This window comes from Actinopolyspora lacussalsi subsp. righensis (assembly GCF_900116555.1).
Classification (GTDB): domain Bacteria; phylum Actinomycetota; class Actinomycetes; order Mycobacteriales; family Pseudonocardiaceae; genus Actinopolyspora; species Actinopolyspora lacussalsi.
Genome location: NZ_FPAT01000002.1, coordinates 343399 through 366521, shown reverse-complemented (window position 1 = coordinate 366521; position 23123 = coordinate 343399). Strand labels below are relative to the sequence as shown.

Annotated in this window: 19 protein-coding genes and 1 tRNA gene; 8 read left to right on the top strand and 12 right to left on the bottom strand. The window is 67.0% G+C overall.

From position 1 onward, the window contains the following. Nucleotides 1–114 precede the first annotated feature (114 nt). Entirely contained in the window at nt 115–1578 is a 1464-nt protein-coding gene (locus BM394_RS05120) for a sensor histidine kinase (protein WP_092974512.1), read from the bottom strand. After that, complete coding sequence (locus BM394_RS05115; protein ID WP_092974509.1) at nt 1575–2267, bottom strand: response regulator transcription factor; 693 nt, start codon at nt 2265–2267, stop codon at nt 1575–1577. Before BM394_RS05115 ends, BM394_RS05120 begins: the two co-directional genes overlap by 4 nt. A gap of 218 nt (nt 2268–2485) precedes the next feature. On the opposite strand from BM394_RS05115, the gene bluB reads away from it, so the two are divergent. The 3 genes from bluB to BM394_RS05100 all read left to right on the top strand — a co-directional run bounded on the left by bluB (nt 2486) and on the right by BM394_RS05100 (nt 6066). Beyond that, on the top strand, nt 2486–3166 hold the full coding sequence (gene bluB, locus BM394_RS05110; RefSeq protein WP_092974506.1) for a 5,6-dimethylbenzimidazole synthase: 681 nt from the start codon (nt 2486–2488) through the stop codon (nt 3164–3166). Nucleotides 3167–3271: 105 nt separating this feature from the next. Further along, nucleotides 3272–4765 (top strand): GGDEF domain-containing protein, encoded by a 1494-nt coding sequence (locus BM394_RS05105; protein WP_092974503.1) that lies wholly within the window; start codon nt 3272–3274, stop codon nt 4763–4765. Nucleotides 4766–4893: 128 nt separating this feature from the next. Next, nucleotides 4894–6066: a hypothetical protein gene (locus BM394_RS05100; protein ID WP_092974500.1), complete on the top strand. Its 1173-nt coding sequence runs from the start codon at nt 4894–4896 to the stop codon at nt 6064–6066. An 86-nt stretch (nt 6067–6152) separates the two neighbouring features. On the opposite strand, the gene BM394_RS05095 is transcribed toward BM394_RS05100, so the two are convergent. Next, nucleotides 6153–8276: a tetratricopeptide repeat protein gene (locus BM394_RS05095; RefSeq protein ID WP_092975087.1), complete on the bottom strand. Its 2124-nt coding sequence runs from the start codon at nt 8274–8276 to the stop codon at nt 6153–6155. A gap of 195 nt (nt 8277–8471) precedes the next feature. On the opposite strand from BM394_RS05095, the gene BM394_RS05090 reads away from it, so the two are divergent. Beyond that, nucleotides 8472–8544, top strand: a tRNA-Arg gene (locus BM394_RS05090). 336 nt (nt 8545–8880) lie between these two features. Here BM394_RS05090 and BM394_RS23900 read toward each other — a convergent pair. Then, a complete protein-coding gene (locus tag BM394_RS23900) occupies nt 8881–9216 on the bottom strand; it encodes a transposase family protein (protein ID WP_092974497.1) in 336 nt (111 codons plus the stop codon). A 28-nt stretch (nt 9217–9244) separates the two neighbouring features. After that, entirely contained in the window at nt 9245–9520 is a 276-nt protein-coding gene (locus BM394_RS23895; RefSeq protein ID WP_425427648.1) for a helix-turn-helix domain-containing protein, read from the bottom strand. 490 nt (nt 9521–10010) lie between these two features. Here BM394_RS23895 and BM394_RS05075 point away from each other — a divergent pair, with 490 nt between their 5' ends. Then, nucleotides 10011–11216 (top strand): hypothetical protein, encoded by a 1206-nt coding sequence (locus BM394_RS05075; RefSeq protein ID WP_139235138.1) that lies wholly within the window; start codon nt 10011–10013, stop codon nt 11214–11216. Between the two features lie 554 nt (nt 11217–11770). Here BM394_RS05075 and BM394_RS05070 read toward each other — a convergent pair. Further along, nucleotides 11771–12205, bottom strand: a complete 435-nt coding sequence (locus BM394_RS05070) for a VOC family protein (protein WP_092974487.1) — start codon at nt 12203–12205, stop codon at nt 11771–11773. A 268-nt stretch (nt 12206–12473) separates the two neighbouring features. Between BM394_RS05070 and BM394_RS05065 the strand changes: the two genes are divergently transcribed. Next, nucleotides 12474–12938, top strand: coding sequence for a PPOX class F420-dependent oxidoreductase (locus BM394_RS05065; RefSeq protein WP_092974484.1), 465 nt, complete (start codon nt 12474–12476; stop codon nt 12936–12938). Between the two features lie 185 nt (nt 12939–13123). On the opposite strand, the gene BM394_RS05060 is transcribed toward BM394_RS05065, so the two are convergent. Next, nucleotides 13124–15097 carry an Orn/Lys/Arg family decarboxylase gene (locus BM394_RS05060; RefSeq protein WP_092974481.1) on the bottom strand — a complete coding sequence of 658 codons (1974 nt, stop codon included), beginning with the start codon at nt 15095–15097 and terminating at the stop codon, nt 13124–13126. Nucleotides 15098–15636: 539 nt separating this feature from the next. Between BM394_RS05060 and BM394_RS05055 the strand changes: the two genes are divergently transcribed. After that, entirely contained in the window at nt 15637–16800 is a 1164-nt protein-coding gene (locus tag BM394_RS05055) for a beta-1,3-glucanase family protein (protein WP_217643355.1), read from the top strand. Nucleotides 16801–16881: 81 nt separating this feature from the next. Here BM394_RS05055 and BM394_RS05050 read toward each other — a convergent pair whose 3' ends face one another. The 5 genes from BM394_RS05050 to BM394_RS05030 form a co-directional block, all read right to left on the bottom strand. Then, on the bottom strand, nt 16882–18117 hold the full coding sequence (locus BM394_RS05050) for a macrolide family glycosyltransferase (RefSeq protein WP_092974475.1): 1236 nt from the start codon (nt 18115–18117) through the stop codon (nt 16882–16884). Continuing rightward, the gene (locus tag BM394_RS05045) at nt 18114–18950 is read right to left on the bottom strand and encodes an ABC transporter permease (protein WP_092974472.1); all 837 of its coding nucleotides are present in this window, start codon (nt 18948–18950) and stop codon (nt 18114–18116) included. The genes BM394_RS05050 and BM394_RS05045 overlap by 4 nt, the downstream gene beginning before the upstream one ends. Nucleotides 18951–18966: 16 nt before the next feature. Continuing rightward, complete coding sequence (locus tag BM394_RS05040) at nt 18967–19914, bottom strand: ATP-binding cassette domain-containing protein (RefSeq protein ID WP_092974468.1); 948 nt, start codon at nt 19912–19914, stop codon at nt 18967–18969. A 57-nt stretch (nt 19915–19971) separates the two neighbouring features. Then, on the bottom strand, nt 19972–20592 hold the full coding sequence (locus BM394_RS05035; protein WP_245779982.1) for a TetR/AcrR family transcriptional regulator: 621 nt from the start codon (nt 20590–20592) through the stop codon (nt 19972–19974). 81 nt (nt 20593–20673) lie between these two features. Next, complete coding sequence (locus tag BM394_RS05030; RefSeq protein ID WP_245779981.1) at nt 20674–22086, bottom strand: carboxypeptidase regulatory-like domain-containing protein; 1413 nt, start codon at nt 22084–22086, stop codon at nt 20674–20676. A 367-nt stretch (nt 22087–22453) separates the two neighbouring features. Between BM394_RS05030 and BM394_RS05025 the strand changes: the two genes are divergently transcribed. Further along, nucleotides 22454–23119 carry a TetR/AcrR family transcriptional regulator gene (locus BM394_RS05025; RefSeq protein WP_092974462.1) on the top strand — a complete coding sequence of 222 codons (666 nt, stop codon included), beginning with the start codon at nt 22454–22456 and terminating at the stop codon, nt 23117–23119. Nucleotides 23120–23123: the final 4 nt, after the last annotated feature.

Genomic DNA, 23123 nt, shown 5'->3' with positions numbered 1-23123 from the left:
CGGGAAACCGGAACAGTGCCCGCAGCGGGAGAGCTCGCGGGTGCACCCGCCGTCCGCGAGCCGCACCGGGCAGCGTGGCGGAACCGTCCGGCCCGGAGGAACGGCGGGACCGCCTCAGGTCGGACGTGCGGGCTGCTGTGGGGCGTCCTGCTCGGGATCGGCGCGGCCGGGCAGATACATCGAGATCATCGCTCCGCCCTCCGGCGCCTCGCCCGCTGCCACGCTTCCGCCGTGCCGCTCGGCCACCTGCTTGACGATCGCCAGTCCCAGTCCTGATCCGCGCAACGGCCTCGCCTCGGTGGAACGGTAGAACCGCTCGAAGACGTGCCTGCGGTCCTCCTCCGGGATGCCCGGCCCACTGTCGGCGACCTCGAAGACCGCGAATCCCGCGTCGAGCTGCCGGCACTCCACCCGCACGATCCCCCCTGCGGGGCTCCACTTGGCCGCGTTGTCCAGCAGGTTCAGCACCGCACGTTCCAACGCGGTGGCGTCGCCGAGCATCGACCACTGCCCCAGCCGAACATCGAACTCCACCTCGGAGGCACGCCGCCTGGCCCGGCTCAGCGCCCGCTCCACGACGTCTACCAGTTCGAGCGGCTCGTGCACCGCGTTCGGCGCGTCCTCCCGAGCCAGCTCCACGAGATCTCCCACCAGCGCGGACAGCTCGGTGATCTGCGCCTGCACGTCACCGAGCATCTCGGCACGGTCCTCGTCGGACAGTTGGGGACTGCCCGGCCGGTCTGAGGCGATGAGCAGTTCGAGGTTCGTGCGCAACGAGGTCAGCGGGGTGCGCAGTTCGTGCCCGGCATCGGCGACCAGCCTTCGCTGCTGTTCCTGGGACTCGGCCAGCGCCCCGAGCATCTTGTTGAAGCTGGTGGTCAACCGTGCCAGCTCGTCGTCGCCGCTCACCGGAATCGGACGCAGGTCGCCCGTCCGAGCGATACGTTCGGTGGCAGCGGTGAGTCGTTGCACCGGTCGCAGCGCCGTGCGAGCCACCGCGGTCCCCGCGGCGGCGGCGAGCAGGATGCCCGCACCGCCGATCACGACGAGCACCACGCTGAGCTGGGCCAACGTGGCCTTGGTCGAGGCCAGTGACTGCGACATGACCAGGGCACGGTCGTCCCCGGCGGGCAGCGCCACCACCCTGCTGTTGGTGGCGTCGTCGGTCCGCAGCGAGGACTCCGTGAGACCACGCGCCACCGCCAACTCCGCGTGCCCCCACGGTGGGGCCTTGCCGGGCCCGGTCAGCGCCCTGCCGTCGGCGGTGACCAGACAGATTCGCAAGTTGGCCGCCGCGTAGAAGGCGGCGGGAACCGAACGCAGGTTGGGTTCCAGCACCTGCGGACCGGAGACCGCCTGGCTGGCGCGTTCCCGCAGGTTCTGGTCCACCTGCTCGTGGAGGCTGTCCCGAACCGTCAGAAAAGCGCCGACCGAGACCAGCGCGACGGCCCCCGCCACGCAGGCGGCGGCCAGCAGGGTCACCCTGTTGCGCAGCGAAGCCCGCTGCCATCTGCCGGTCTGCCCCTCGGAGGGGGACGACCCGGTCAGTTCCGAAGGTGGCGGGGCCGGTGTGGTCACGGTGGATTCTCCCGAAGCACGTAGCCGACACCGCGGACGGTGTGAATCAACCTCGGTTCACCCGAGGCCTCCGTCTTGCGGCGCAGATACCCGACGTAGACCTCCAGGGCGTTGCCCGTCGTCGGGAAATCGTAGCCCCAGACGTCCTCCAGCAGCCTGCTGCGAGTGAGCACCTGCTTGGGGTGCGCCATGAGCAGTTCGAGCAGCGCGAACTCGGTACGCGTCAGGCTGATGGCACGACTCCCCCGCCGCACCTCGCGGGTGCCGGGATCCAGCTCCAGGTCGGCGAACCGCAGCGACTCCGGGATGCCCTCCTCGGGATCCGGTGGACTCGCCCTGCGCAACAGCGCTCGCAGTCGGGCGAGCAGTTCCTCCAGCGCGAAGGGTTTGGGCAGGTAGTCGTCCGCCCCCGCGTCCAGACCCGCCACACGATCCGAAACGGCCTCGCGCGCGGTGAGCACCAGGATCGGCAGGTCGTCACCGGTCCCCCGCAGTCTGCGTGCGACCTCCAGACCGTCCACCTTGGGCATCATGACGTCGAGGACCATCGCGTCCGGTCGCGCGGCGGTGAGCGAGTCCAGGGCCTGCTGACCGTCCGAGGCCAGTTCCACCTGGTAACCGTTGAATTCGAGAGATCTTCGCAACGACTCCCGAACGGCACGGTCGTCATCGACGACGAGTATGCGCATGTCCCCCAGTCTTACCCGAACCCCTGAGAGAGAACTGAGAAGTGGGGGTGTCGCCACCGGCGAGTCGGGATTTTATGGCGGGCGTCACAACGGAGTGCCGCCGACGGTGGCCACGACACCGCACGCCGGATCGACACGGCGGGCGGCGATGGTGTGCGGAGTCATTCCAGTCGCGGGGCACTGGGAATCACACCCGCGAGCACGGCAGGATAGCCGGGATGACAACGGCAGACCGATCCGGCCGCTCCGAATCCCGACAGCCGGTATCCGACCTCTACGACGTGATCAACCGTCGGCGCGACGTACGCTCCGAGTTCACCGGCGAGACGCTCGACCCCGACGTGCTGTACCGCGTGCTGGGTGCCGCGCACAGCGCCCCGAGTGTGGGACTCTCCCAGCCGTGGGACTTCGTACTCGTACGCGACGAGGCCACTCGACGCGCCTTCCGCGAACACGTGCTGGCGGAACGAAGCGTGTTCGCGTCCGAGCTCAGCGGGGAACGCGCCCAGACCTTCTCCAAGATCAAGGTCGAGGGCATCGTGGAGTCCTCGCTCGGCATAGCGGTCACCTACGACCCGGAACGCGGTTCACCGGACGTGCTCGGCAGACACGCCATCGCCGACGCCGGGCTGTACTCGGTGTGCCTGGCGATCCAGAACCTGTGGCTGGCGGCCACGGCGGAAGGACTCGGCGTGGGCTGGGTAAGCTTCTACCGGGAGGAATTCCTGCGCAGACTGCTGGACATCCCGTCGGGCGTCCGGCCGGTCGCTTGGTTGTGCGTCGGGCCGGTTCGCGAACTCGCCGAAACCCCTGACCTGGAACGCCACGGCTGGCGCAGCAGGCTGCGGCTGGAGGATGTTGTACACGACGGCAAGTATCGGCACGATTTCACCCGGTAATCTGTTGCTCGAAGAGCAGGTAGTCGAAGCGGAGACTCCGGGTGCCCGACCCCCGCGGGCTCGGGGAGAACCCGCAGCGCCGCGATCTGCGAGTGCGAGGACGCCGTGGAACAGGACGATCCGCTGCTGGCGGGCCGGATACCCGAGCAAGACCGTCAGGTACGGCTGTTGCTCGACTCCGGCCTGATCGAGCAGTGCGAGGCGGCCTTCGACGATTCGGTGGCCAGCGCGCCGAACCTGGTCGGCAGTGAGTGGAACCGCCCCATCGTACTCGTGAACCGGGCGATCCTCGCCTGGCGGTTGGGCCGGGTCTCGCTGGCCCTCGAACTCGCCGCGGACGCCTGGACCGAGCTCGACGCGGAGAAGCACCGCGACGCGGAGACCGCCCACGCGCTGAGCATGCTCGGCTACCTGCTCGAAGGGCACAGCGCCCCCGCGCTCGAACTGCTCAGCAGGGCGGTACGGATCGCACGGGAGGTGGGCGACCCGGCCACGCTCGCGCACTGCCTGCTGCGGGAGGGGGCCACACTGGCCTCACGAGTGGTCGTCTCCGGTGTGTCAGTGGAACGCTACCTGTCCGACTCACTGGTGCGGTTCGACGAGGTGTTCCGGCTGGGAACGCAGGGGGCGGTGCATCGCCGTGCGCTGGCCAGCAGCGGTCGGGTACTGGTGGCGCTGGAGGAGATCGACGACGCGCAGCGACGCGCCACCTCGGCACTGGCGGAAGCCGAGGAAGCCTCGGACATGTACGCGCAGTCCATCGCCAACTGGACGCTCGCCGAGGTGCGCAGACGACAGAACCTGCTGGATCAGGCGAGGACCTTGGCGAGTCGTGCCCTGTACCAGGCGGAGACGATCAGGGAGACCATGCTGATCAACCGTATCTCCACCGACCTGTCGTCAATGTGCCAACGCCTCGGCGACCACGTGGGCGAGGCCACGGCCCTGCGACGAGCGGTGCGTGCGGCCAACGAAACCATCCAGGTGCTGCAGGAGGGGCTCGGTCAAGCACTCGAACAACGCCGCATCGCGGTGCACGCCCAGCGCAAGGCCAATGCGGCCGAGGCAGCGGCGCTGCGCGACCCGCTCACCGGACTGGCCAACCGGTTGGGACTGGAACGCTACGCACCGGCACTGCTGGAGCGCAGCGCCTCCCAGGGAGGCATTCCGTGGTTGCTGTTGCTGGACGTGGACTGGTTCAAGGACGTCAACGACGGAGCGGGGCACTCGATGGGCGACGCCGCGCTGCGGGAGGTGGCGTCGCTGCTGCGGGCCGAATGCCGCGCCGAGGACCTGATCTGCCGCTGGGCGGGTGACGAGTTCGTGGTGGTGCTGGCCGCCTACTCCGGGGATTCACGCACGGCGGGACCGGCCGTGGCCGAACGCATCCGGGCAGCGGTGGACGGGCACGACTGGCGACAGGTTCTCGGCGAGGTCGAGCAACCTCCCACGGTGAGCATCGGCGCGGCGGCCGGTCCGGCCAGACTGGAAGAACTGTTCACGGCTGCCGACGTCGCGCTCTACCGCGCCAAGCACGGTGGGCGCAATCGCGTGGAGGTCGACGGCCCGGAGCGCCGCGAGGCCCTGCCCGCCGAGTGAGCGGCGCTCCGGGCACCGCCCGTGGCGTGCCGCTCGGCGACAGGATCGCGGCTCACGGTCGTGACCGGCGCCCCGTAACATTCCGGCGAGAACGGTTCGTTCCGCCTGCCGTCGGATACAATCCGGGCATGGAGCCGGGAGCCGGGAGCCGGGAGCCGTGGGGCACCGTTCCGGTACGGCGCCGGGTGCTGGGGGTCGTACGCAACCTGACGGCGTTGGACCGGCTCGGTGACGTGCTGCCCGTTCTCGCAGACGACTTCCGGGTGGAGACCCGGTTCACCCGTGCCGAGGGGTCGGCGTTCGACACTGACCTGTCCGACCACTTCCGGCGGGCCGGGATGCGCGTGGTCCCGTGGCAGCGGGCGAGCGCCGCGGAGTTCGATCTGGCGATCTCCCCCAGCGGCAACGGTGCGCTGCACGAACTCGACATGCCGGTGCTCACGCTCTCGCACGGGGCGGGCCACCACAAGCACCGCCCTGCCGCGACCGGATTCACCTCGGAGGTGGCCGGACTGTCCCGCGATCAACTGCTGCGGCACGGCGAGCCGGTTCCCGCCGCGGTCTGCCTGACGCACCAGGACCAGCTGTCCCTGCTCGGTCGGCACAACCCGCGGTTGCGGGAACGGGTCGGTGTGGTCGGCGATCCCTGCTTCGACCGACTCCGGGCCAGCCTCCCGGCTCGGGAGCGTTACCGGAATGCGCTGGGCATCGGCGATCGTGAGCTCGTCGTGCTCACCTCCACCTGGGGCGAACGAGCACTGTTCGCCCGCCGCCCCGAGCTTGCGGCGGAGCTGGTGGGGGCACTGCCCGCCGAGACCCACACGATCGCGCTGGTGCTGCACCCGAACGTCTGGGACCTGCACGGTCCCTGGCAGATCGAACAGTGGACCCGGCGAGCCAGGGACGCCGGGCTGGTGCTGGTACCGCCGGACCGGGGCTGGAAGGCCACCCTGGTCGCGGCGGACACCGTGGTCGCCGATCACGGTTCCCTGGGGCTCTACGCGGCGGCCCTGGGCAAGCGGCTGCTGCTGGGCAGTTTCGGAGCTCGGGAGATCGTCGCGAACACCCCGAGGTACGAACTCGGGAAACGAGCTTGCCATCTGACGGGCACGGCGGAGCTGAAGGAGCAGATCACGGCGGCGGCCCCGGTTCCCGGACACGAGAGACTGGCAGCCGACACCTTCGCCAACCACGACCGAGCGGCGGGCGAGTTGCGACGCGTCGTCTACGAACTGCTGGATCTTCCCGAACCGTCGTGGCGGGCAACCGCTCCGCCGGTGGATCCGTTCGTCCCCGAGTGAGTCGGCCGGAGATGCGGCGGGGTGCTCCGTTCACCTCGTGGTCGCCCGTCCGGGAACACGCCACCGGAGAAGAACGGAACCTCCGATCATCCCGTTCCGGATCGCAGTCTCTCGGCCCTCGGACTTCCCGCGCGTTCGTAGATCGCGACGGCCTCCCGCAGGCACTCCTCGGCCCGGTCCCGCTCACCGATCTCGCGCAGCGAAGCGGCCATCTCCTCGAACGGCGCGGCCAGCTCGAACAGCAGCTTCTCGTCGTCCTCGGCGGAGCGGTGGGAGCTCAGTTCGACAACGGCTCGCTCCAGCTGCTCCACGGCCTGCCGGTGCCGTCCCATGCGCCGCAGGACGACTCCGGTGGTCAGCCTCACCTTGGCGGAGGTGCGCCGGTCGTTCGGGAAGTCCGCCAACCGTGCCGCCGCGCTCTCCAGGTACTCCAGGGCCTTCCTCTGGTCTCCGAGTCCACTGTGCGCCCGCGCCGCGAAGTGCTCCACCAGGGCCATTCCCCGTGGCTTCCCCAGTCGCTCGCTGATCTCCCACGCGGCGCGGAACAGTTCGAGGGCGGGCTCGTAGTGCTCCTGCTCCAGGTAAACCCGACCGTGGAACTCGTAGGCCGAGGCGAGCACTTGGCGGTGCCCGGTGCTCGCGGCTTTCTCCCGCGCTTCGAGGGCCTGCTCGTGCGCCTCGGCGAACCGCCGGCACTCCATGAGCAGCCTGGTGCGCAGGATCCGCATCCTCGCCCCCGCCAACGGATCGTCCCGTCCATCGGCCGCCCCGATCGCCAGCTCGAAGGCTCGCAGCGTCCCTTCGTAGTGCTTGTGATGGTTGTGCAGTGTCCACAGTGCACCATCACAGAGCGCGAGCACGGTTTCGTGGTCGCCGCGTCCGCTCGCGTGGTGGACCAGCGCGACGATGTTCGCGAACTCGGTCTCCAGCCAGCGCAGCGCGGTCGGTTTGGTGAAGGGGTTCTCCTCGGATGCCACCAGGTGCTCGTCGCCCGCCACCCGCAACCTGCTCGGTTCCATCACCGCCCGGTCGGCGTGGGCGCCCATCCGGCGGTACCGCGTGACCAGGCGGTGGTGCGCCCGCTCGGAGTCCCCCGGTTCGAGCTTTCCGGCGTGTTCGATCGCGTGGATCCGCACCAGATCGTGCAGGTGGAAGCGCCCCGGCTCGGACTCGAGCACCAGATTGGCCGCGTGCAGTTCGTAGAGCAGGTCCTCCGCGTCGGCGGGGTCGGCGTCGAGCAGCTCGGCGACCGTGGCGGTGTCGAAAGTGCGGCAGGGAGTCGCGCCGAGCAGCCGATAGAGCTCGGCCTGCTCGGCCGGAAGGTCGGTGACCGCGAGTTCCAGGGTGTCCCGCACTTCGGGATTGTCACGCAGCATCTCGCCACGGTGGGCGGAACCGGCGAGCCAGTCGGCCGCGCGGCGCGGTGTCCAGTGTTTGAGTCGCCTGATCTTTCTACCCACGAACTCCAGCGCCAACGGAGTGTAGCCGCAGAGCTCGACGAGTCGCCCGACATCCGGGTCCGTCACGACCGGATCCGTGCCGGTGATTCGCGCGAGCAGTTCGATCGCGTGGTGCCGGGAAAGTGGTTCGAGGTCGATCGAGCTCACCCCGTCGGAGGAGAACTCCGAGGCAGCGTGTTGGCTGGTGAACAGGATCATGCTCTCCGGGGCCGCGAGCCGCAGGTCGAGCAGCTGTCGCGGGTGCACCAGTCCGTCGAAGACGAACCCCATCCTGCGGCCACGGGTGCGGTCACGCAGCAGCTGCAACGCGTCCCGGTCGGCGGCGGGTAGCTCGTGTTCGGCCGTGCCCAGCTTGCGCAGGCACGAGCGTGCCAGCTCGGCGGAGCCGGATACCGGGTGGCCGTGCCAGTCGGTGTAGCAGAAGCCGTCCTCGAAACGCTCGTGCACCTGCCAGGCGAAACTCCGCGCGAGCGTGCTCTTGCCGATACCGCTGAGACCGCACAGCGCGATCAGGACAGCTCCCGCCCCGGAGCCGGACGAGCCGTTCGCGGCGGAGGAGCGGTCAAGGACATCGTGCAGCGTGTGGTGCTCGTCCCGCCGGTCGACCAGCAGTGTCGGCTCGGCCGGGATGCTCATCGGGCGTTCCGGAGGGCGAGCGTCGGTTCCGTGGAAGTGCAGGTGCTGCTCGAAACGATCGACCCGCCCGGCCTGCGTCACGCTGCGGGCGTCGCCGTGGTACTCGTTCGTCATGGTCACCCCAGTGCCGTCCTATCGCACACGGTAGCGGCAAGTCGACCATACGCGTGTGCCGGTTCCGAAAAGATCAGCGGCGGGTGCCGTTCGCCCGGAGCACAGCCACTGCCGGGGCCGGTGTCGAGGACACCCACCGGGCCGGTATCCTTTGGTGCGGATCGGCACGTACCGACCCGGCTGACAACCGAACAGGCCCTCGTAGCTCAGGGGATAGAGCACCGCTCTCCTAAAGCGGGTGTCGCAGGTTCGAATCCTGCCGAGGGCGCATCAGCCCAGCGCACACGGGCGAGCAGGGATCACCACCAAGATCGATCCCCACTTTCGCTCAGTCTTCCCGTGCAGGTCGGCCAGGGCTCTGGCCGCCGAGGAAACTCACCACTCACACCGGTTCGACCTGGCACCGTGGCCGGTTGGGCACCTGCTCCCGCGAAGTTCCGTCCCACCACGGACGCCCTCACACGGCCAGTTCCTACGGGCGAGCCACCGCGCCCGCGACGTAGCCACCCAGCTGGGCTCCTCAGAGCAAACGAAGGCAAGCCATTCATACCATTGAATCCGATCTACCTTTATATCCTGCATTGAAGGTTATGCACTGAACTGTTTACCAGGTCTCTAGGAGTCGCCGGAGTCCAGTGATGATGTGGAGTATTCGTCGAAGATGAACGAGTGGCCGGCGGTATCGAGTGGCCAGGATATTCCAATATCTCAGGTAGGCGATGGCGCGTTCGACCGGGTAGCTCAGGAAAGCTATCCTAGTATTGGCTTTTTCTCTGTCGAGGTCGAGTTTTCCGTTCTTTGGTGTTTTGCTGGGTTGAGTGATAGCATTTCCCAGATAACCGAGACCCCCGATGGTGTTGGCATGATTGAGCGTCTCGTGCAGCGATGAGTGCCGGAACACCGTGAGGTCATGGGCGCCCCGGGAAATATCTCCGAACATGCGAGAAGTTTCCCTCGAAGATCGGTGATCAGTTGTAGACGAACGCCGTAGCGTCGATGCTTTCCGGAATACAGTTTTCCCTGGTAACGACGATTCCCAGTGGGGATGAGTACACCATCCACGAGGGTGACTCGTCCGTGGAACTCCTCAAGCGTGGCGTGTGCCTCGTCCAACGTGTCAGCCAGGACGGGCTCATCCGACGCGCCAACCGCGAAATCGTCGACTGGCTCACATTTCGGAACGCCGCCAATTGTTTCTGGGTCAGATTCGTCCGATAGGACTCCAACGTCACCATGAGAGCCATGAACACCGACAGTGCTCCTCGGGTCCCATCGAATCAACCCACTGATCCGCTCAGCCAACCAGCATAGCTGGTCCTCACTCAACCCTGTGGTATCCGCGTAACGCAACGGTCCTTCCTTGGCGTACTGCTTGTTTTTGGTCGAACAGCATGATACCGGGAAGACCGTTGCTTCTTTGTGTCTATCCCCACTGATCACCACACCTGCATAACCTTCATTTTGTCTGGGCGGCCTATAGTAGACTTCCGTATCGATCTCGACAGCAATGGCGGACCCGGTGTATACCCAGGAAACATCCGGGATGACGTCTTCACCGTCACTTATCAGACACTCTGATCGACGCAGCTCGCCCGATAATGGGAAACAGGTATTCCATGCGGTGGGGTATCATCCGCGAAATTGCGGATGATGCTCTACCGCAGCTTCGTATATTTCGGGAGCCTTATGACTCGATCTTCGTTCTCTTCTGCACGCGCAACGGTTGGGCTCGCCATGGTCCTGCTGACCACGTCGGCATGCTTTGGTCCTGTGGCGGATGTCGAGGAGCCGCAGGATGTGACCTTGGACGGCGTTCGGGCTGCCGCCTACATCAGTCCTCCGGCGCAGGACGCCGGGGATTCGTCCGCGGGACACCTCGTCCTGGTCGGCGAGGCGGGAGAGATCAGCGTCGTCGAAACCTCCGGCATGGATACCGCGGCGATCGGGTGGTCGGAGGACGGGCTGTTCTTCTCCGACACTGAGCAGGACTATCAGCTCACCGATGAACGACTGCGTACCACCGACAGCCCCAAGGCCCCATCACAGCACGCGCTGTTCCCGACGAACGACGGCGGCTTCATCGGCCTGTTCAACAAAGGAACCACAGGAGTCGGCTATACCGAGCAGCTGGTGACCCATGCTGACGGCGCATCGAGCCGGAAGAATGTCGAGGGCTACTACCAAGTAGCCGGCTCCTGCGGCGGTGAGATCTACGGTCTGGCTCAGCCCTCCGGAGACTATCAGCGGGTGGCCGCCAAACAGGGACTCGAAACCCGGGGCACCCATGGGCCGGGGTCGTTCATGCTGACTCGTCTCTCCGGTGACGATTCCAGCTCATCGGACTTGCCCGACGCGGATGCTGTCGGCCAGAACGAGCGACTCATCGGGATGGCGCCGGTCTCGGGTTCCGCACAGCAGAACCATGATGCGCCCTGTCGAGAGGGGACGATGTATCACTTGGCCGCGGTTGCCGATGACAGCGGGAATCCTGAGCGGCCGGTTGTCCTTCGAGCCTGGGACGTCTCCACTGGTGAGGTGGTCGAGACGCCGCTCACTGATGCGAACGGAGAGAGCGTTCGGCCGAACAGCTCTTACGGCCTCGCCGCCCTCGACAGTACAGTTCTCTCGGACGACGGCCAGAGCTTTTTGTGGGCTTCGCTCGATCGCCAGGCGTTCATGCGGACCGACATCGACACGGGAAAGACGGTCGAAGAGTTCCCTCTCGAAGACGAGATCGTGCCGCGCAACAGCGAGGTCAGCGCGACCGTCCGCGACAACCGCTTGGCCCTGATTACACAGACCTCGGACGGGAACGAACCAGAGCTACGGATCTACGACCAGAGCACCGGAGAGAGCCTCATGCACACGAGCCTACCGGGTATGTCTGTTCTTCTCGAAGGGCCGCATCAGTTGCGTGGCATGGCCCTCCGCCCGGAGTAAAGGTCTGGGGAACAGTCATGACAGATTAAACGCCAGCGAGTATCGATGCTGCTCACAGCGTCGGAGATCAGTACTCGACCGACATCCGAAGCAAGCTGAATCAGTCTGCTGACCAGCAGCATCGTTCAATCCTTCCGGGGTCTGAGCAGTAGGCGTGCAGGATCCTCCGGTGGCGATCTTCCTTCCTGGTTACAGCAGCGGGAACAGGGAGTCGGGACCGTTCCAGCCGCTCCACAGCTGTGTGTCGACACCTCGATCATCAGCCGAAACCGTGCCTAGCACCAAATCCTGTATCGCTACTACTCAGACCCCCCAATTGGCCCCAAACTCCCGCATCCGTCAAGGTGGCCGTCTGTGGTCGCCAGATCGCCTACAACGGGTGTCGCAGGTTCGAATCCTACCGAGGGCGCATCAGCCCAGCGCACAGGAAAAGCAGGGATCTCGACCAAGAACGGTCCCCACTTCGTCACCACTCGCAGTCGAAGTACATCGCACCTACCGCCGGGCAACCGAAACCCCGATCGAGTGGTCGGGCTCACCCGCGAGGAGGGGCTTCAGTCGAGACAGAACTCGTTGCCCTCGATGTCCTGCATCACGATGCACGACTCGTCGTTTCCATCGGCGGGCAGCAGTCGCACACGCGTCGCGCCGAGCGCGATCAGTCGTGCGCACTCCGCCTCAAGCGTGGCGAGACGCTCTTCCCCCACGAGCCCGGTGCCGACCCGCACATCGAGATGTACTCGATTCTTGACAACCTTGCCTTCGGGAACGCGCTGGAAGAACAGCCGCGGCCCCGTACCGGAGGGATCAATGCAGGCGAATGCCGAGCCCTGCCGCTCAGGCGGCAGCGAACGGTTGAAATCGTTCCAGGTGGCGAACCCCTCGGGCGGCGGTGGCACAACGTACCCCAGTGCCTCGCACCAGAAACGAGCGACGCGTTCAGGCTCCGCACAGTCGAAGGTGACTTGGAACTGCCTTACCGATGCCATCGGTCAAGCTTAGTGGCGTGTGCTGGTCACAGCGACATCGGATGTGAGCGCAGCGGATCGAGCCGCTCCTGGGACATGAGTTGGTCACGCGCTGGACCGGGTAACAGCCAAGTAATGCGTTCGGTTCCCGTTGATCCTCGACAGCGCGGCCACGAGCAGGCGAGCAATCTCGTCAAACCCGTTCCCGTCCGATCAGGCGAGCAGCAGAGCCCTGCTCGGTCCGAAAAGGACAGTCTGGGGCGAGACGCCAGCGTGAGATGCTGGACTCATGCCACGCATCGCCACGGCCGACCACGTCGAACGGGAAGCACTGCTGGAATTCCTCCGGCCGCGGCATCGCGGTCTGCTGTCGACCACCCGCGCCGGAGGTCGCCCACAGATGTCTCCGGTGGCCTGCGGCGTCGACCCACAGGACCGGATCGTGGTCTCCACCTACCCGGACCGCGCGAAGGCCAGGAACGCGCGCCGCGACCCACGAGTGTCGATCTGCGTCCTCTCCGACGAGTGGGACGGGCCGCACGTGCAAGTCGACGGCCGCGCGCGGGTGCTGGACATGCCCGAGGCGCTGGACGGTCTCGTCGACTACTTCCGCTGTATCTCCGGGGAACACCCGGACTGGGACGAGTACCGCGAAGCCATGGCCCGGCAGAACAAGTCGCTGCTCCGCATCGAGATCGAGGAGTGGGGTCCGATCGCCACCGGCGGTTTCCCACCTCACCTCGCGGAGTCCTGAATCCCCAGTGCGGTGAAACCCGCCCGGAGGGCTCATCCGATCGGGGTGGCGCCGGATTCGCGCGGCGGCCTTTCAGCCGGCCGCGGCCGCCGGAGCACGCCGCGCGGCGATCTCCGAGTAGGGCGCGTGCCCCGCGAGCTGTTGAGAACGGCGGCGTCAATTTCTCGCGAAATCGCCGCGCCGGGTTACGGGAGGAGGCAGTCGACGTGGTACTCGCCGGAATCGTCGCGGTCGATGCCGTGGATGTCGTGCTCGAATCCGGGAAAGGCGCGGTCGAAATCCCGCAGTGCCGCCAGGTAGCGCAGGAAGTCGCCCTCGGAGTCCCCGGTCTCCTCACCCGGCATCAGGATCGGGACACCGGGTGGGACGGGAACCACCATGTTCGCGGCGATGTGGCCGTCCAACCGCCCCAGCGGTACCTGTGCGGTACGCCCGCGGACGATCTCGTCGTGCGCGTCGGCGGGGGTGCGGGATCGGCGCGGCAGGTTGGTGTAGGCCCGTTCCAGCAGTTCGGGTAACCCGTGGCTCCGCAGCCGCTCGTGCATCCCGTGCGCCAGTCCGCGCAGGGTTTCGCCGCCGTAGCGTTCGGGGTGCTCGTCCACCAGAGTGGGCAGCACTTCGGACAGCGGCGCATCGGTGTCGTAGGCGAGTTTGACGTCCCATAGCGCCCCGGAGAGACGCTGTCGTTTCTCGACCGTGGTGCCCAGGGTGAACAGCAACAGCAACGTGTAGTGCCCGGTTTTCTCGACGACGATGCCTCGCTCGGCGAGACAGCGCGCCACGATCTTGGCGGGCAGTCCGATCTCCTCGAACCGACCCCGTTGATCGCAGCCGGGAGACAGCAGGGTCACCTTGCAGGGGTCGAGCAGCGCGTAACCCTCTTCGAGTTCGGTGAAACCGTGCCACTCGGCCCCCGGTTCCAGTGACCAGCACCGGGGTTCGGAGCGCAACAGTTCCGGAGAGGCGCGGTGCAGCGGAACCAGCTGCCCGGAGTCGGAAGCCTCCACTGTTGGTGGCTGCCACACGCCGAAGAACCACCCCGTCCCACTCTCGGCGGAGTCGGCGGCGTACCCGGCCACTTCCTGGCGGAAACCGATCGCCTCGTCGAGCACCTCGTCCAGCATGGCGGAACCGGAACCGCCGTCCAGCATGGCCGAGGCGACGTCGAGTCCGGCGATCATGGGGTAGGACGGTGAGGTGGAGGCGTGCATGGCGTAGGTGAGGTTGAAGCGGTGGCTGTCCGGAGCCTCACCCTCCGGAACACCGACGTGGATCATCGCGCTCTGGGACAGCGCCGCGAGCATTTTGTGAGTCGACTGCGCCGCGTACACGCGTGGCACACCGACCTTGCCCGCGAGGGCCATGGCGTAGCGATCGCGGTAGACCGGGTGGAACGCGGCGTGTGCGAACCACGCCTCGTCGAAGTGGAGGTCGTCGACCGAATCGCCGAGCAGCTCGGCCACTCGGGTGGTGTCGTAGCAGATCCCGTCGTAGGTGGAGTTCGTTACTACGGCGTACGCCGCCTCGCCCGAGACAGCATGGCGCCGCAGTGCCTCCGGTGGAATCGGCCCGCTGAGGCCGTAACCGTTGCGTTGGGCGGGCAGGTAAACCGGCAGAGCTCCGGTCAGCGTGGCGCCGTCGCAGACGCACTTGTGGCAGTTGCGGTCGAGCAGCGCCCGGTCCCCACGGGCCAGGCAGCTGTGCATGATGGTGCGGTTGGCTCCGGAACTCCCGTTCAGCACGAAGAACGTCTCGTCGGCCCCGAAAACACGCGCCGCGGTTCGCTCGGCATCACCGATCGGTCCGGTGGAGTCCAGCAACGAGCCGAAGCGCGGGACCGAGACCGAAAGATCGGTGCGTGGCACCTCCGAGCCGAGGTAGTCGGCGAACTCGGCACCGAGCTCCGTCCTGGTGAAGGCACGCCCACCGGAGTGTGCCGGGCTGTGCCAGGATTCGGCGCCGGAACGCCCGTAGTCACGCAGGGCGTCGAAGAACGTCGGCCGCACCACCGGCTGTCCGGCGTAGGTGGGTTCCGAAGTCGGATACCACAGGCGGACCTCGTGACCTCGCTCGGCCAGTTCCGCCACGAGCCGATCGATCCGCTCCGAGAATCCGGTCAGCCGTTCGCCCGCCACGAGCAGAACCGTGTTACGTGTCATTCGGATTTCCTCCGGTCCGGGGCGGGAAACGTCGGCTGGACCGTCCCGGACGCGATCAGATGAGAGGGCCCCCACACGGAGGAATGCGGTACTACCCTCCGATTCAGGGATTACGCGTTGTGTTTAACAACGCGGCTTGATTCGACGCTGACACTGCGCTGACAGGAGCAGGGGAGCACGACCGGACGGCGGCGTCGATTTCTCGCGAAATCGCCGCGCGGCGTCAAGGAAAGGCCCCGGGGGCATGATCGCGAAGCGGCGTCGAAGGCGATGACCGGATGGCCGCCCCGCGAAATCTTCCGCCACGATCGGGCGTGGTTGGCCGCCGAGACGGCGGACCCGAACGGCACGACTTTCGGGGAAAGCAGCAGCTGCCGGAGGCCACTGGCCCCTCGGGAACGTTCGGGTGGCACTTTTCGCCTCTGCCGGACGTGCCATCGACAGCGCCGGATCGACGTAATGCTGGATCGGTTCCGGCGGCAGCACACTGGTCTGGACCGCATGAGGGCCGTTACCGCGGCCCGACCAAAGGAGGCACCTTGTTCAGCAGGAGAACATTCCTGGGGGGACTTTCCACTGCGGCGCTGGCGGCACCGGTACTGGGCAGCGGCGCCATCGCGGCGGCACGGCCACGAACCACCGCCGCCGCCGTGCCGCTGCCACTGACGATCGCCAACCACACCGGCGACTTCGCCAACACCTCGATCTCGCTCTACATCGTCGGAGTCGACCAGTCGGGCCAGCAGGTTCGGGTGACCCCCGACGGCCGGAGAGTGCCGATCTCGTTCTCCGACAACGGTTCGGACGGTTACGCCCACTACGGAATTCCGCTGAACAACAGCGGCGACACCACGATCAATCTGCCCGCCATGTCGGGACGCATCTATTTCGCACTGGGCGGCGAGCTCAAGTTCAAGGTGGTCGAGAGCGGCACCGGCCAACCGGCGCTGCAGTACCCGGCGGGCTGGGTGCCCAGCGATCCGAGCAACACGGTGCTGCACGACACCTTCGAGTTCACGCTCAACGACACCGGCATGTACTGCAACACCACGATGGTGGACATGTTCAGCGTGCCCTCCTCCATCCGGCTGGTGGGTGCCTCGGACCAGACCACCGGGACGCTCGAAGCGGGTGGCCGCGATCGGATCTTCTCCAGCGTCACCTCCACCCCCGGTTTCGAGAACCTGCGGCAGGGCGACTACCGGATCGTCGCTCCCGGCCACGCACTCGACCTGGGCAACTTCTCCGGCACCTACTTCGACTCCTACATCGACCAGGTGTGGGAGAAGTACCGTTCGAGCACGATGACCGTGGACATCGGCACCGGTGTCTACCACGGCTCGGTCTCCGGTGACCGGTTCGTCTTCGACGGCGATGTCGGGGCGTTCGACCGGCCGAGCACCCGTGACGTGCTGTTCTGCGACGGTGCGCTCGCGGCGGGTGCGGCCCCGAGAGGTCCGGTGGCGGCGATCCTGGCCGCCGGGCTCAACCGGTCCAACCTGCACAGCGTCACCTCGCAGCCCGCCGCTGATCCGGCGGACTTCTACAACCACTCGGTGACGAACCACTACGCGAAGGCGATGCACGCCAACACGGTCGACGGCAAGGCGTACGGCTTCGCCTTCGACGACGTGGCCGGTTTCGCGTCCTACATCCAGGACACGCGGGCGAGTTCCGCCACGCTGACGCTCACCCCGATGTGAGGCAGCCGTTCCGATAACCGTGAAGACGGATCGAGCACCCGCTCGGAGCGCCAGTTCCGGGCGGGTGCTCACGTTCCGGCCTCAGCCGGAGTCCCGCTCCGCGAGCAGGTCCCGCAACGCGTCGGCACCGGCCGCGGCACCGCCGTAACCGCGCACCAGGGCACGCAACCCACGCACTCCCACCAGCACGGTGTCGTCCCCGGCGACCTCGTCGACCGTTTCGCGGAGCAGTCGGGGCGAGGCGTTCGGATCGAGCCGACGGCCCGCGTCCAGCCGCGTCACGCGCTCGGCGTTGAGCTCCTGCTCGAGCAGCCGCGGGACGGTCACCATGGGAACTCCGTAGTACAGCGCCTCCATCGTGGAGTTCATCCCGGCGTGCGTCAGAAACACGTTGGACGCACGCAGCACCGCGGTCTGCGGAAAACCGGGCCGCACCTCGAAGTTGTCGGGTACTTCTCCCAGCTCGGCCGGATCGACGCGATCACCGATGGACATCGCCACCTGCCAGGTACCGTCCCCGAAGGCTTCGAGGCACCTGCGGTAGAAATCCACCCGTTCGTGGCCGAGAGTCCCCAGCGAGACGAACAGCAGGGGCTTGTCCGGATCGGCGGGCCGCCACCGTTCCCTCGCCGCACGATCTCCGATCATGGGGCCGAGGAAGACGAACCGCTCGTCGAAGCCGTCCGCCTCGATCTGGAACTCCTTGGGGAGGAAGACGAGGTTCAGCGGATCACCGGCGTCGGACATCATCGAGTGGAAGTCGAAGCTCACCCCGTAGCGCTCGGCGAACGCCCGCATGCGTTGCCCGAAGTCACGCAGTAAGGGATTGTTCGGATCGAACGCGCTCGGCAGCTGCTCGGTGAACAGGTCGCGCAGTGAGAACCGTTCGTTGCTCGCGAAACCGGGCAGCAGCGCGGTGTGGACGACCCGGAGCTTCTCGGCGAGCATGCGTCCGATCGAAGTGGCGGCGTCGGAGCACACCACGTCGGGAACGTCCCCGTCGAACCGCTCCAGCATTGCCGGGAAGCTCTGCCGCACGTCGGCGAGGAAACGCTCCATTCGCGACACCGCCGCCACCGGCGCCGTCGAGGCGTCGGTCGGCGGCGGGTCGGGTAGCCGCAGCGAGACCGAGACGGGCTCGGCACCCGCCGCTCGAACGGCGGGCACCGCTTCGGGGCCGGTCACATAGCTGACCCGGTGGCCACGTCCGACCAGCTCCTCCACCAGCGCGAGCGTCGGATTGACGTGTCCGGGCGCGGGGAGACCGACGAACGCGAAGTGCCTGCTCGCTTCGTCGCGTGTGGTTCGGAGTGTCACAGCGGGCGGCGGAACCCCTTCACCGCGAAGAAGGCACCGACCACCAGCAGCACCGCGCTGGTACCCACTGCGGACAGCACACCGGTTCCCACCGGCATCGCCAGCGACAGGTCCCGGGAAGCGTCGACCGCGTAGGTCAGCGGGTTGATGCGCGCGACGATGCTCAACCAGTCGGGCAGCGCGTCCAGCGGGACGAACGCGCTGGACGCGAACATCAGCGGGAACATGGCCAGGAAGCCGACGCTCTGCATGACCTCCTCCTTGCGGACCCACGAGGCGATCGCGAGGAAGACCCAGGTCAACGACCAGCTCACCAGCAGCGCGAGCAACCACGCGCTGAAGGTGCCGAGAAATCCGCCCTTCGGGGAGAAACCGAACAGCACGGCGGCGGCCCCCAGCAGGATCACCAGTTGCACCGCCGTCCGGAACAGGTCGGCGAGGCTGCGTGCCAGCAGCACCGAGCCCATCCGGATGGGCAGTGAACGGAATCTGCCGAGCACACCGTTCTTCATGTCGGTGATCAGCCCCACCCCGGACTGCAGCGAGGCACCGATACCGGTGGTGACCAGGATGGCGGGCATCAGGTAGTTGATGTAGCTACCGGTCTGGATGCTCGACATCAACGCCTTGCCGAAGACCTGGCTGAACAGTGTCAGCATGATCAGCGGCTGCAGCAGGCTGAAGACGACTATTCGGGGATCTTTCAGAACCGCGCGTAAGGATCTGCCGGTCAGAACCACGATCTGGGTCCACACCCCGGCGCCGTGCCAGTTGGTGCGGTCCGGCGCGGACTGTTGCGCTCCGGTTCGCGGAGCGGTGAGTGTACTGGTCATCTGGACTTCCCGTCGCTCAGGCGGCCGGTTCGGCGGAGTGGTGGGCAAGGTTCAGGTAGACGTCGTCCAGCGTGGGCTCGCCGAGGCCGAGTCCGCTGACCTCGATTCCGGCCTCGTCCAACGCGCGGACCACGACCGCGAGTTCGTGCGAGGCGTTGACCGGGGCGGTGATGGCGTTGCGCTGTTCGTCGTGCACCGGGCTGAGCCCGGCACGGCCGAGCGCTTCGAGGGCACGAGCGGAATCGGCGGCGTCGGCGAGCGTGGCGGTGGCGGTCCGCTGCCCCACCTCGGCCTTCAGCTCCTCGGCTGTTCCGGAAGCGACGACCTTGCCGCTGGAGAGCACGGTGATGGAGTCGGCGAGCCGGTCGGCCTCGTCGAGGTACTGCGTGGTCAGCAGCACCGTGGTGCCGTCGTCGACCAGGTTCTCCACGATCTGCCACAGCCCCATCCGGCTGGTCGGGTCCAGCCCGGTGGTCGGCTCGTCGAGGAAGATCACGTCCGGATGACCGACGAGGCTGGCCGCCAGGTCCAACCTGCGCCGCATACCGCCGGAGTACGTCCGGGCGGGCCGCTTGGCCGCCTCGGTCAGCTCGAACAGGGTCAGCAGCTCCTCCGCCCGCTGCTTGGCGGCGCGTTTGGTCGCTCCCAGGAGCCTGGCGATCAGCACCAGATTGTCCAGTCCGGACAACTGCTCGTCGACGGCGGCGAACTGGCCGGTCAACCCGATGCGGGCGCAGACCTGCCTGCTCTGCCGCACGACGTCGTAGCCCGCGACGCGTGCCGTTCCGGTGGTCGGTGGTAACAGGGTGCTGAGGATGTTGACCAGCGTGGTCTTGCCCGCGCCGTTGTGCCCCAGCAGCCCCAGGACGTTGCCCTGGGGAACTCGCAGGCTCACGTCGTCGAGAGCCTTGAACTTTCCGAAGTCCTTGGTTACGTTTTCGACCTCGATGGGCGGTCTTGCCATTGTTTCCCTCTCACCGGTTCGGGCCGGTCGATATCGGGGCTTGAGATCTCGGGGGCGCTAGGCCGCCAGCGCACCGCGCAGCAGCACATCGATGCGCGGGGCCAGTTTGGCGCGCGCCTCGTCGTCGGAGTTTCCGACGAACCGCGCGCTCAGCAACAGGCCGAGCAACATGGCCGCGACGTCTTCGACGGGGACCCGCAGCCGTTGCTCGTCGGGAGCTATCAGCGCGGCGAAGGCATCGGTCAGTTCGAGCACGAAACGTGGCGGCTCGTGCCGCGCGGCCTGCTTCGCATCGTGGGTCTCGCGGTGGTGCAGATCGTAGTCGGAGGCGGCCAGATTGCGCTTCAGCTCACCCAGCCTGTCGAAGTGGTCGAGCACCAGCGCCGCCCCTTCGGTCAGTCTGGCGTCGATGGACTGGGTCGTTGATATCTCCCTTATTCGAGCACACAGCTCGTCGGTGCGGAACGCCTCCGCGAGACAGGCACGGAGCAGCTCACCCTTGTCCGTGAAGACCCGGAAGACCGTCCCTTCCGCCACATCCGCCGCCTGGGCGATGGCCCGGGTGGTCACGTTCGCGCCCTGCTCGGCGAGCAGGGGCAACGTGGCCCGGACGATTTCGGTTCGCCGCTGTTCCGAACTCATCGCCGGAGCACGGCGGCGGGACTCCTGTGCGCTCACACCCCCATCATAATGAGTGAGTACTCACTCAGCAACCGGCGCGGCCGGATGCCCGTCATCGAGCGGACGCCAGGTCGGCGCTCAGGAACCAACCCCGGCACCGCTCGCACCGACCGGCCGGACGCTGCGACTGACGGATTCGCCGTCCAGCAGGAAGTCGCACCGCTCGACACGCCCCTGACGAGCTCGCAGCCTGTCCACGGCGGGTTCCAGCCCCGCGGCGGAGGCCACCACTGTGACCGACTCCGCGGGAAGCTCGTGTACCCGGTACTCCCCTTCCGGGGAGGTCAGCATCCTCGCGATCTGGACACCACGTCCATCCGTCACGGTGACACTGGCGCCCGGCACGGCAGCCCCGGAACCGTCGGTCACCGAGCCGGCGAGTGTGCGGTGGTGCGCCGGTACGGGAGCCTCCAAAGCCGGGTCGACGGTGACACCGCTCTCGTGCTCGTGCTCCTCGCCGGAGATACGCCCGGCCGACTCACCGGACCGCTCCCGCCGCTCGTCATCCCGCTGCTCGGAGGCCTGCTGCTCGGTGGCCCGCGCCGCGAGCCGCTCGGCGTGGAAATGATTGAACACGACCAACGCCACACCGAGCACTACCCAGGCGCACAGCACGAGCGTGCCCCGCACCGCCCCGGCACCGTCGAAGTAGAGAACGCCGCGCATCGCGTCCACGGCATTGCCCAGCGGCATGATGTGGTGCAGGAACTGGAAGATCGGGTGCACGAAGTGCAGCGGGATCGCACCGCCGCTGGAGGGCAGGCTCAGCAGCACGAAGAGCCCGATGGCCACGCCGGGTATGAACTGCTTGACGATCGGCACCAACCCGTAGGCGGTCCATGCGATTCCCTGCGTGAGCAGGAAGCCGACCAGCAGCAGCAACGGGTCGTTGTAGATGACGTCCAGCGAGAGCGCGGTGAAGTAGCAGATCAGTGTCGAGACCACCCCGAAGCCGACCATCGATCCCAGTTTCTGCCGGGCGGTCAACTGTGCCCGCAGCAGCATCATCACCACCACGTAGGGGGCGATGTTCAGGGCCATCAGGCAGTAGAACAGCCCGGTCCCCATCACGTCCCCGGGAGCGGTGGCGGCCAGATCGGTCGTGCTCAGCTGCTGTCCCGCCTGGGCAGCCACCGGGGCGAAGGACTGCCGCAGCATCTGCACGGCCATCCTGCCGTTGGCACTGGCGTAGAACATCTCGCCGTCGGCCGGGTCGTAGGCGGCGACCACATCCCGGTCCAGTACCGCCTGTCGCGCGGCCTGTTCACTGGATACGGCGGATATGTCGTAACCGTCCGGAACCGAGCTGTCGAACGAGATCTCGATACCGGCCGCGGCCTGCTCACCGACCACGGCTACCGGCACGTTGTGCGGTGCGGGCGCGTGGAACGGGATCAGGTAGAACACCATGAACCCGACGACGAAGAACATCGGGAACCACAGCGTCGACAGCAGCTTGCGAGCCAACGACTTCAGCTCTTCCTTCGGCACACCGGCTCCTCGCCATGATCGCGGAAAAGATTGCGAGCGGTTGCGAACGGTGGGCCGTGGAGCCACTGGCCGATCACCGACGCGACGGGACGTCCGGGAACCACTCACGATCCGATCGACACTCGGCCCGGCCAGGGGCGGGGGCCACGAACCGCTGGCCGTGAGACAGCACTGCTCCCGACGCCGTACGGCACTTTAACAGATCAGTGCAGCGACTGCAAAAATGCATCTACGCATGTTTATGGTGATCAGCCCCACACGCCCGGTTTGTCCGAGCAGCGCCCGGTTTGTCCGAGCAATGACGGCCCCACTACGATGAAGCCCCAGCTCAGCAGCGGCGGTATCGCAGCAGCCAGGGAGAGGGCACATGTCCAGATCAGCGCACACCGCGTCCGGCACAGCTGGAACCGCTCCGGCCTCCGACGCGGGTGAAGCTGGTTCCGGTGGCCTGCGCGAGCGCAAGAAACGCGCCACCCGCCAGGCCCTGCAACAGGCGGCCGTCCGACTGTTCCGCGAGCACGGTCCCGGCGCGGTCACGGTGGAGGACATCTGTGCCAGCGCCGATGTCTCCCCACGAACGTTCTTCAACTACTTCACTTCCAAGGAGGAAGTACTCGTCCCGTGGGATCGGGACACCATCGACAACACCTCGACACGCGTCCTGGAACGCCCTCCCGAGGAGGAACCGCTCGAAGTGGCCCGAGCGGTGCTCGGCGAGGCCATCGGCACGGCGATGAGCGGTCCCACCTGGCGTGATCAGGCCGTCGTGCTTCGACACCACCCCGAACTGATCGAAAAAATCGTGACCTCGTTCCGCACGTTGGAGGCCTCGCTGGCCGAGGGCTTCGCCGCGCGACTCGGCAGGACCGCCGAGGACGTGTACGTGCGGCTGCTGTCCGCCACGACGATCACCACGCTCCGGGTCTCGGTGCAGAGCTGGCAGGACTCCGAATCCGACGAGAGCCTGCGGCACTACCTCGACGAGACCTTCGAACGACTGCGGCAAGGACTGCGTCCGAACGAGCTCGGCTGACTCA

Coding starts and splice junctions, on each gene's coding strand:
- BM394_RS05115 (WP_092974509.1), bottom strand. CDS start 2,267: ATGCGCATACTCGTCGTCGATGACGACCGTGCCGTTCGGGAGTCGTTG.
- bluB (WP_092974506.1), top strand. CDS start 2,486: ATGACAACGGCAGACCGATCCGGCCGCTCCGAATCCCGACAGCCGGTA.
- BM394_RS05100 (WP_092974500.1), top strand. CDS start 4,894: ATGGAGCCGGGAGCCGGGAGCCGGGAGCCGTGGGGCACCGTTCCGGTA.
- BM394_RS05095 (WP_092975087.1), bottom strand. CDS start 8,276: ATGACGAACGAGTACCACGGCGACGCCCGCAGCGTGACGCAGGCCGGG.
- BM394_RS23900 (WP_092974497.1), bottom strand. CDS start 9,216: ATGTTCGGAGATATTTCCCGGGGCGCCCATGACCTCACGGTGTTCCGG.
- BM394_RS23895 (WP_425427648.1), bottom strand. CDS start 9,520: ATGGCTCTCATGGTGACGTTGGAGTCCTATCGGACGAATCTGACCCAG.
- BM394_RS05075 (WP_139235138.1), top strand. CDS start 10,011: ATGGTCCTGCTGACCACGTCGGCATGCTTTGGTCCTGTGGCGGATGTC.
- BM394_RS05070 (WP_092974487.1), bottom strand. CDS start 12,205: ATGGCATCGGTAAGGCAGTTCCAAGTCACCTTCGACTGTGCGGAGCCT.
- BM394_RS05065 (WP_092974484.1), top strand. CDS start 12,474: ATGCCACGCATCGCCACGGCCGACCACGTCGAACGGGAAGCACTGCTG.
- BM394_RS05060 (WP_092974481.1), bottom strand. CDS start 15,097: ATGACACGTAACACGGTTCTGCTCGTGGCGGGCGAACGGCTGACCGGA.
- BM394_RS05045 (WP_092974472.1), bottom strand. CDS start 18,950: ATGACCAGTACACTCACCGCTCCGCGAACCGGAGCGCAACAGTCCGCG.
- BM394_RS05040 (WP_092974468.1), bottom strand. CDS start 19,914: ATGGCAAGACCGCCCATCGAGGTCGAAAACGTAACCAAGGACTTCGGA.
- BM394_RS05025 (WP_092974462.1), top strand. CDS start 22,454: ATGTCCAGATCAGCGCACACCGCGTCCGGCACAGCTGGAACCGCTCCG.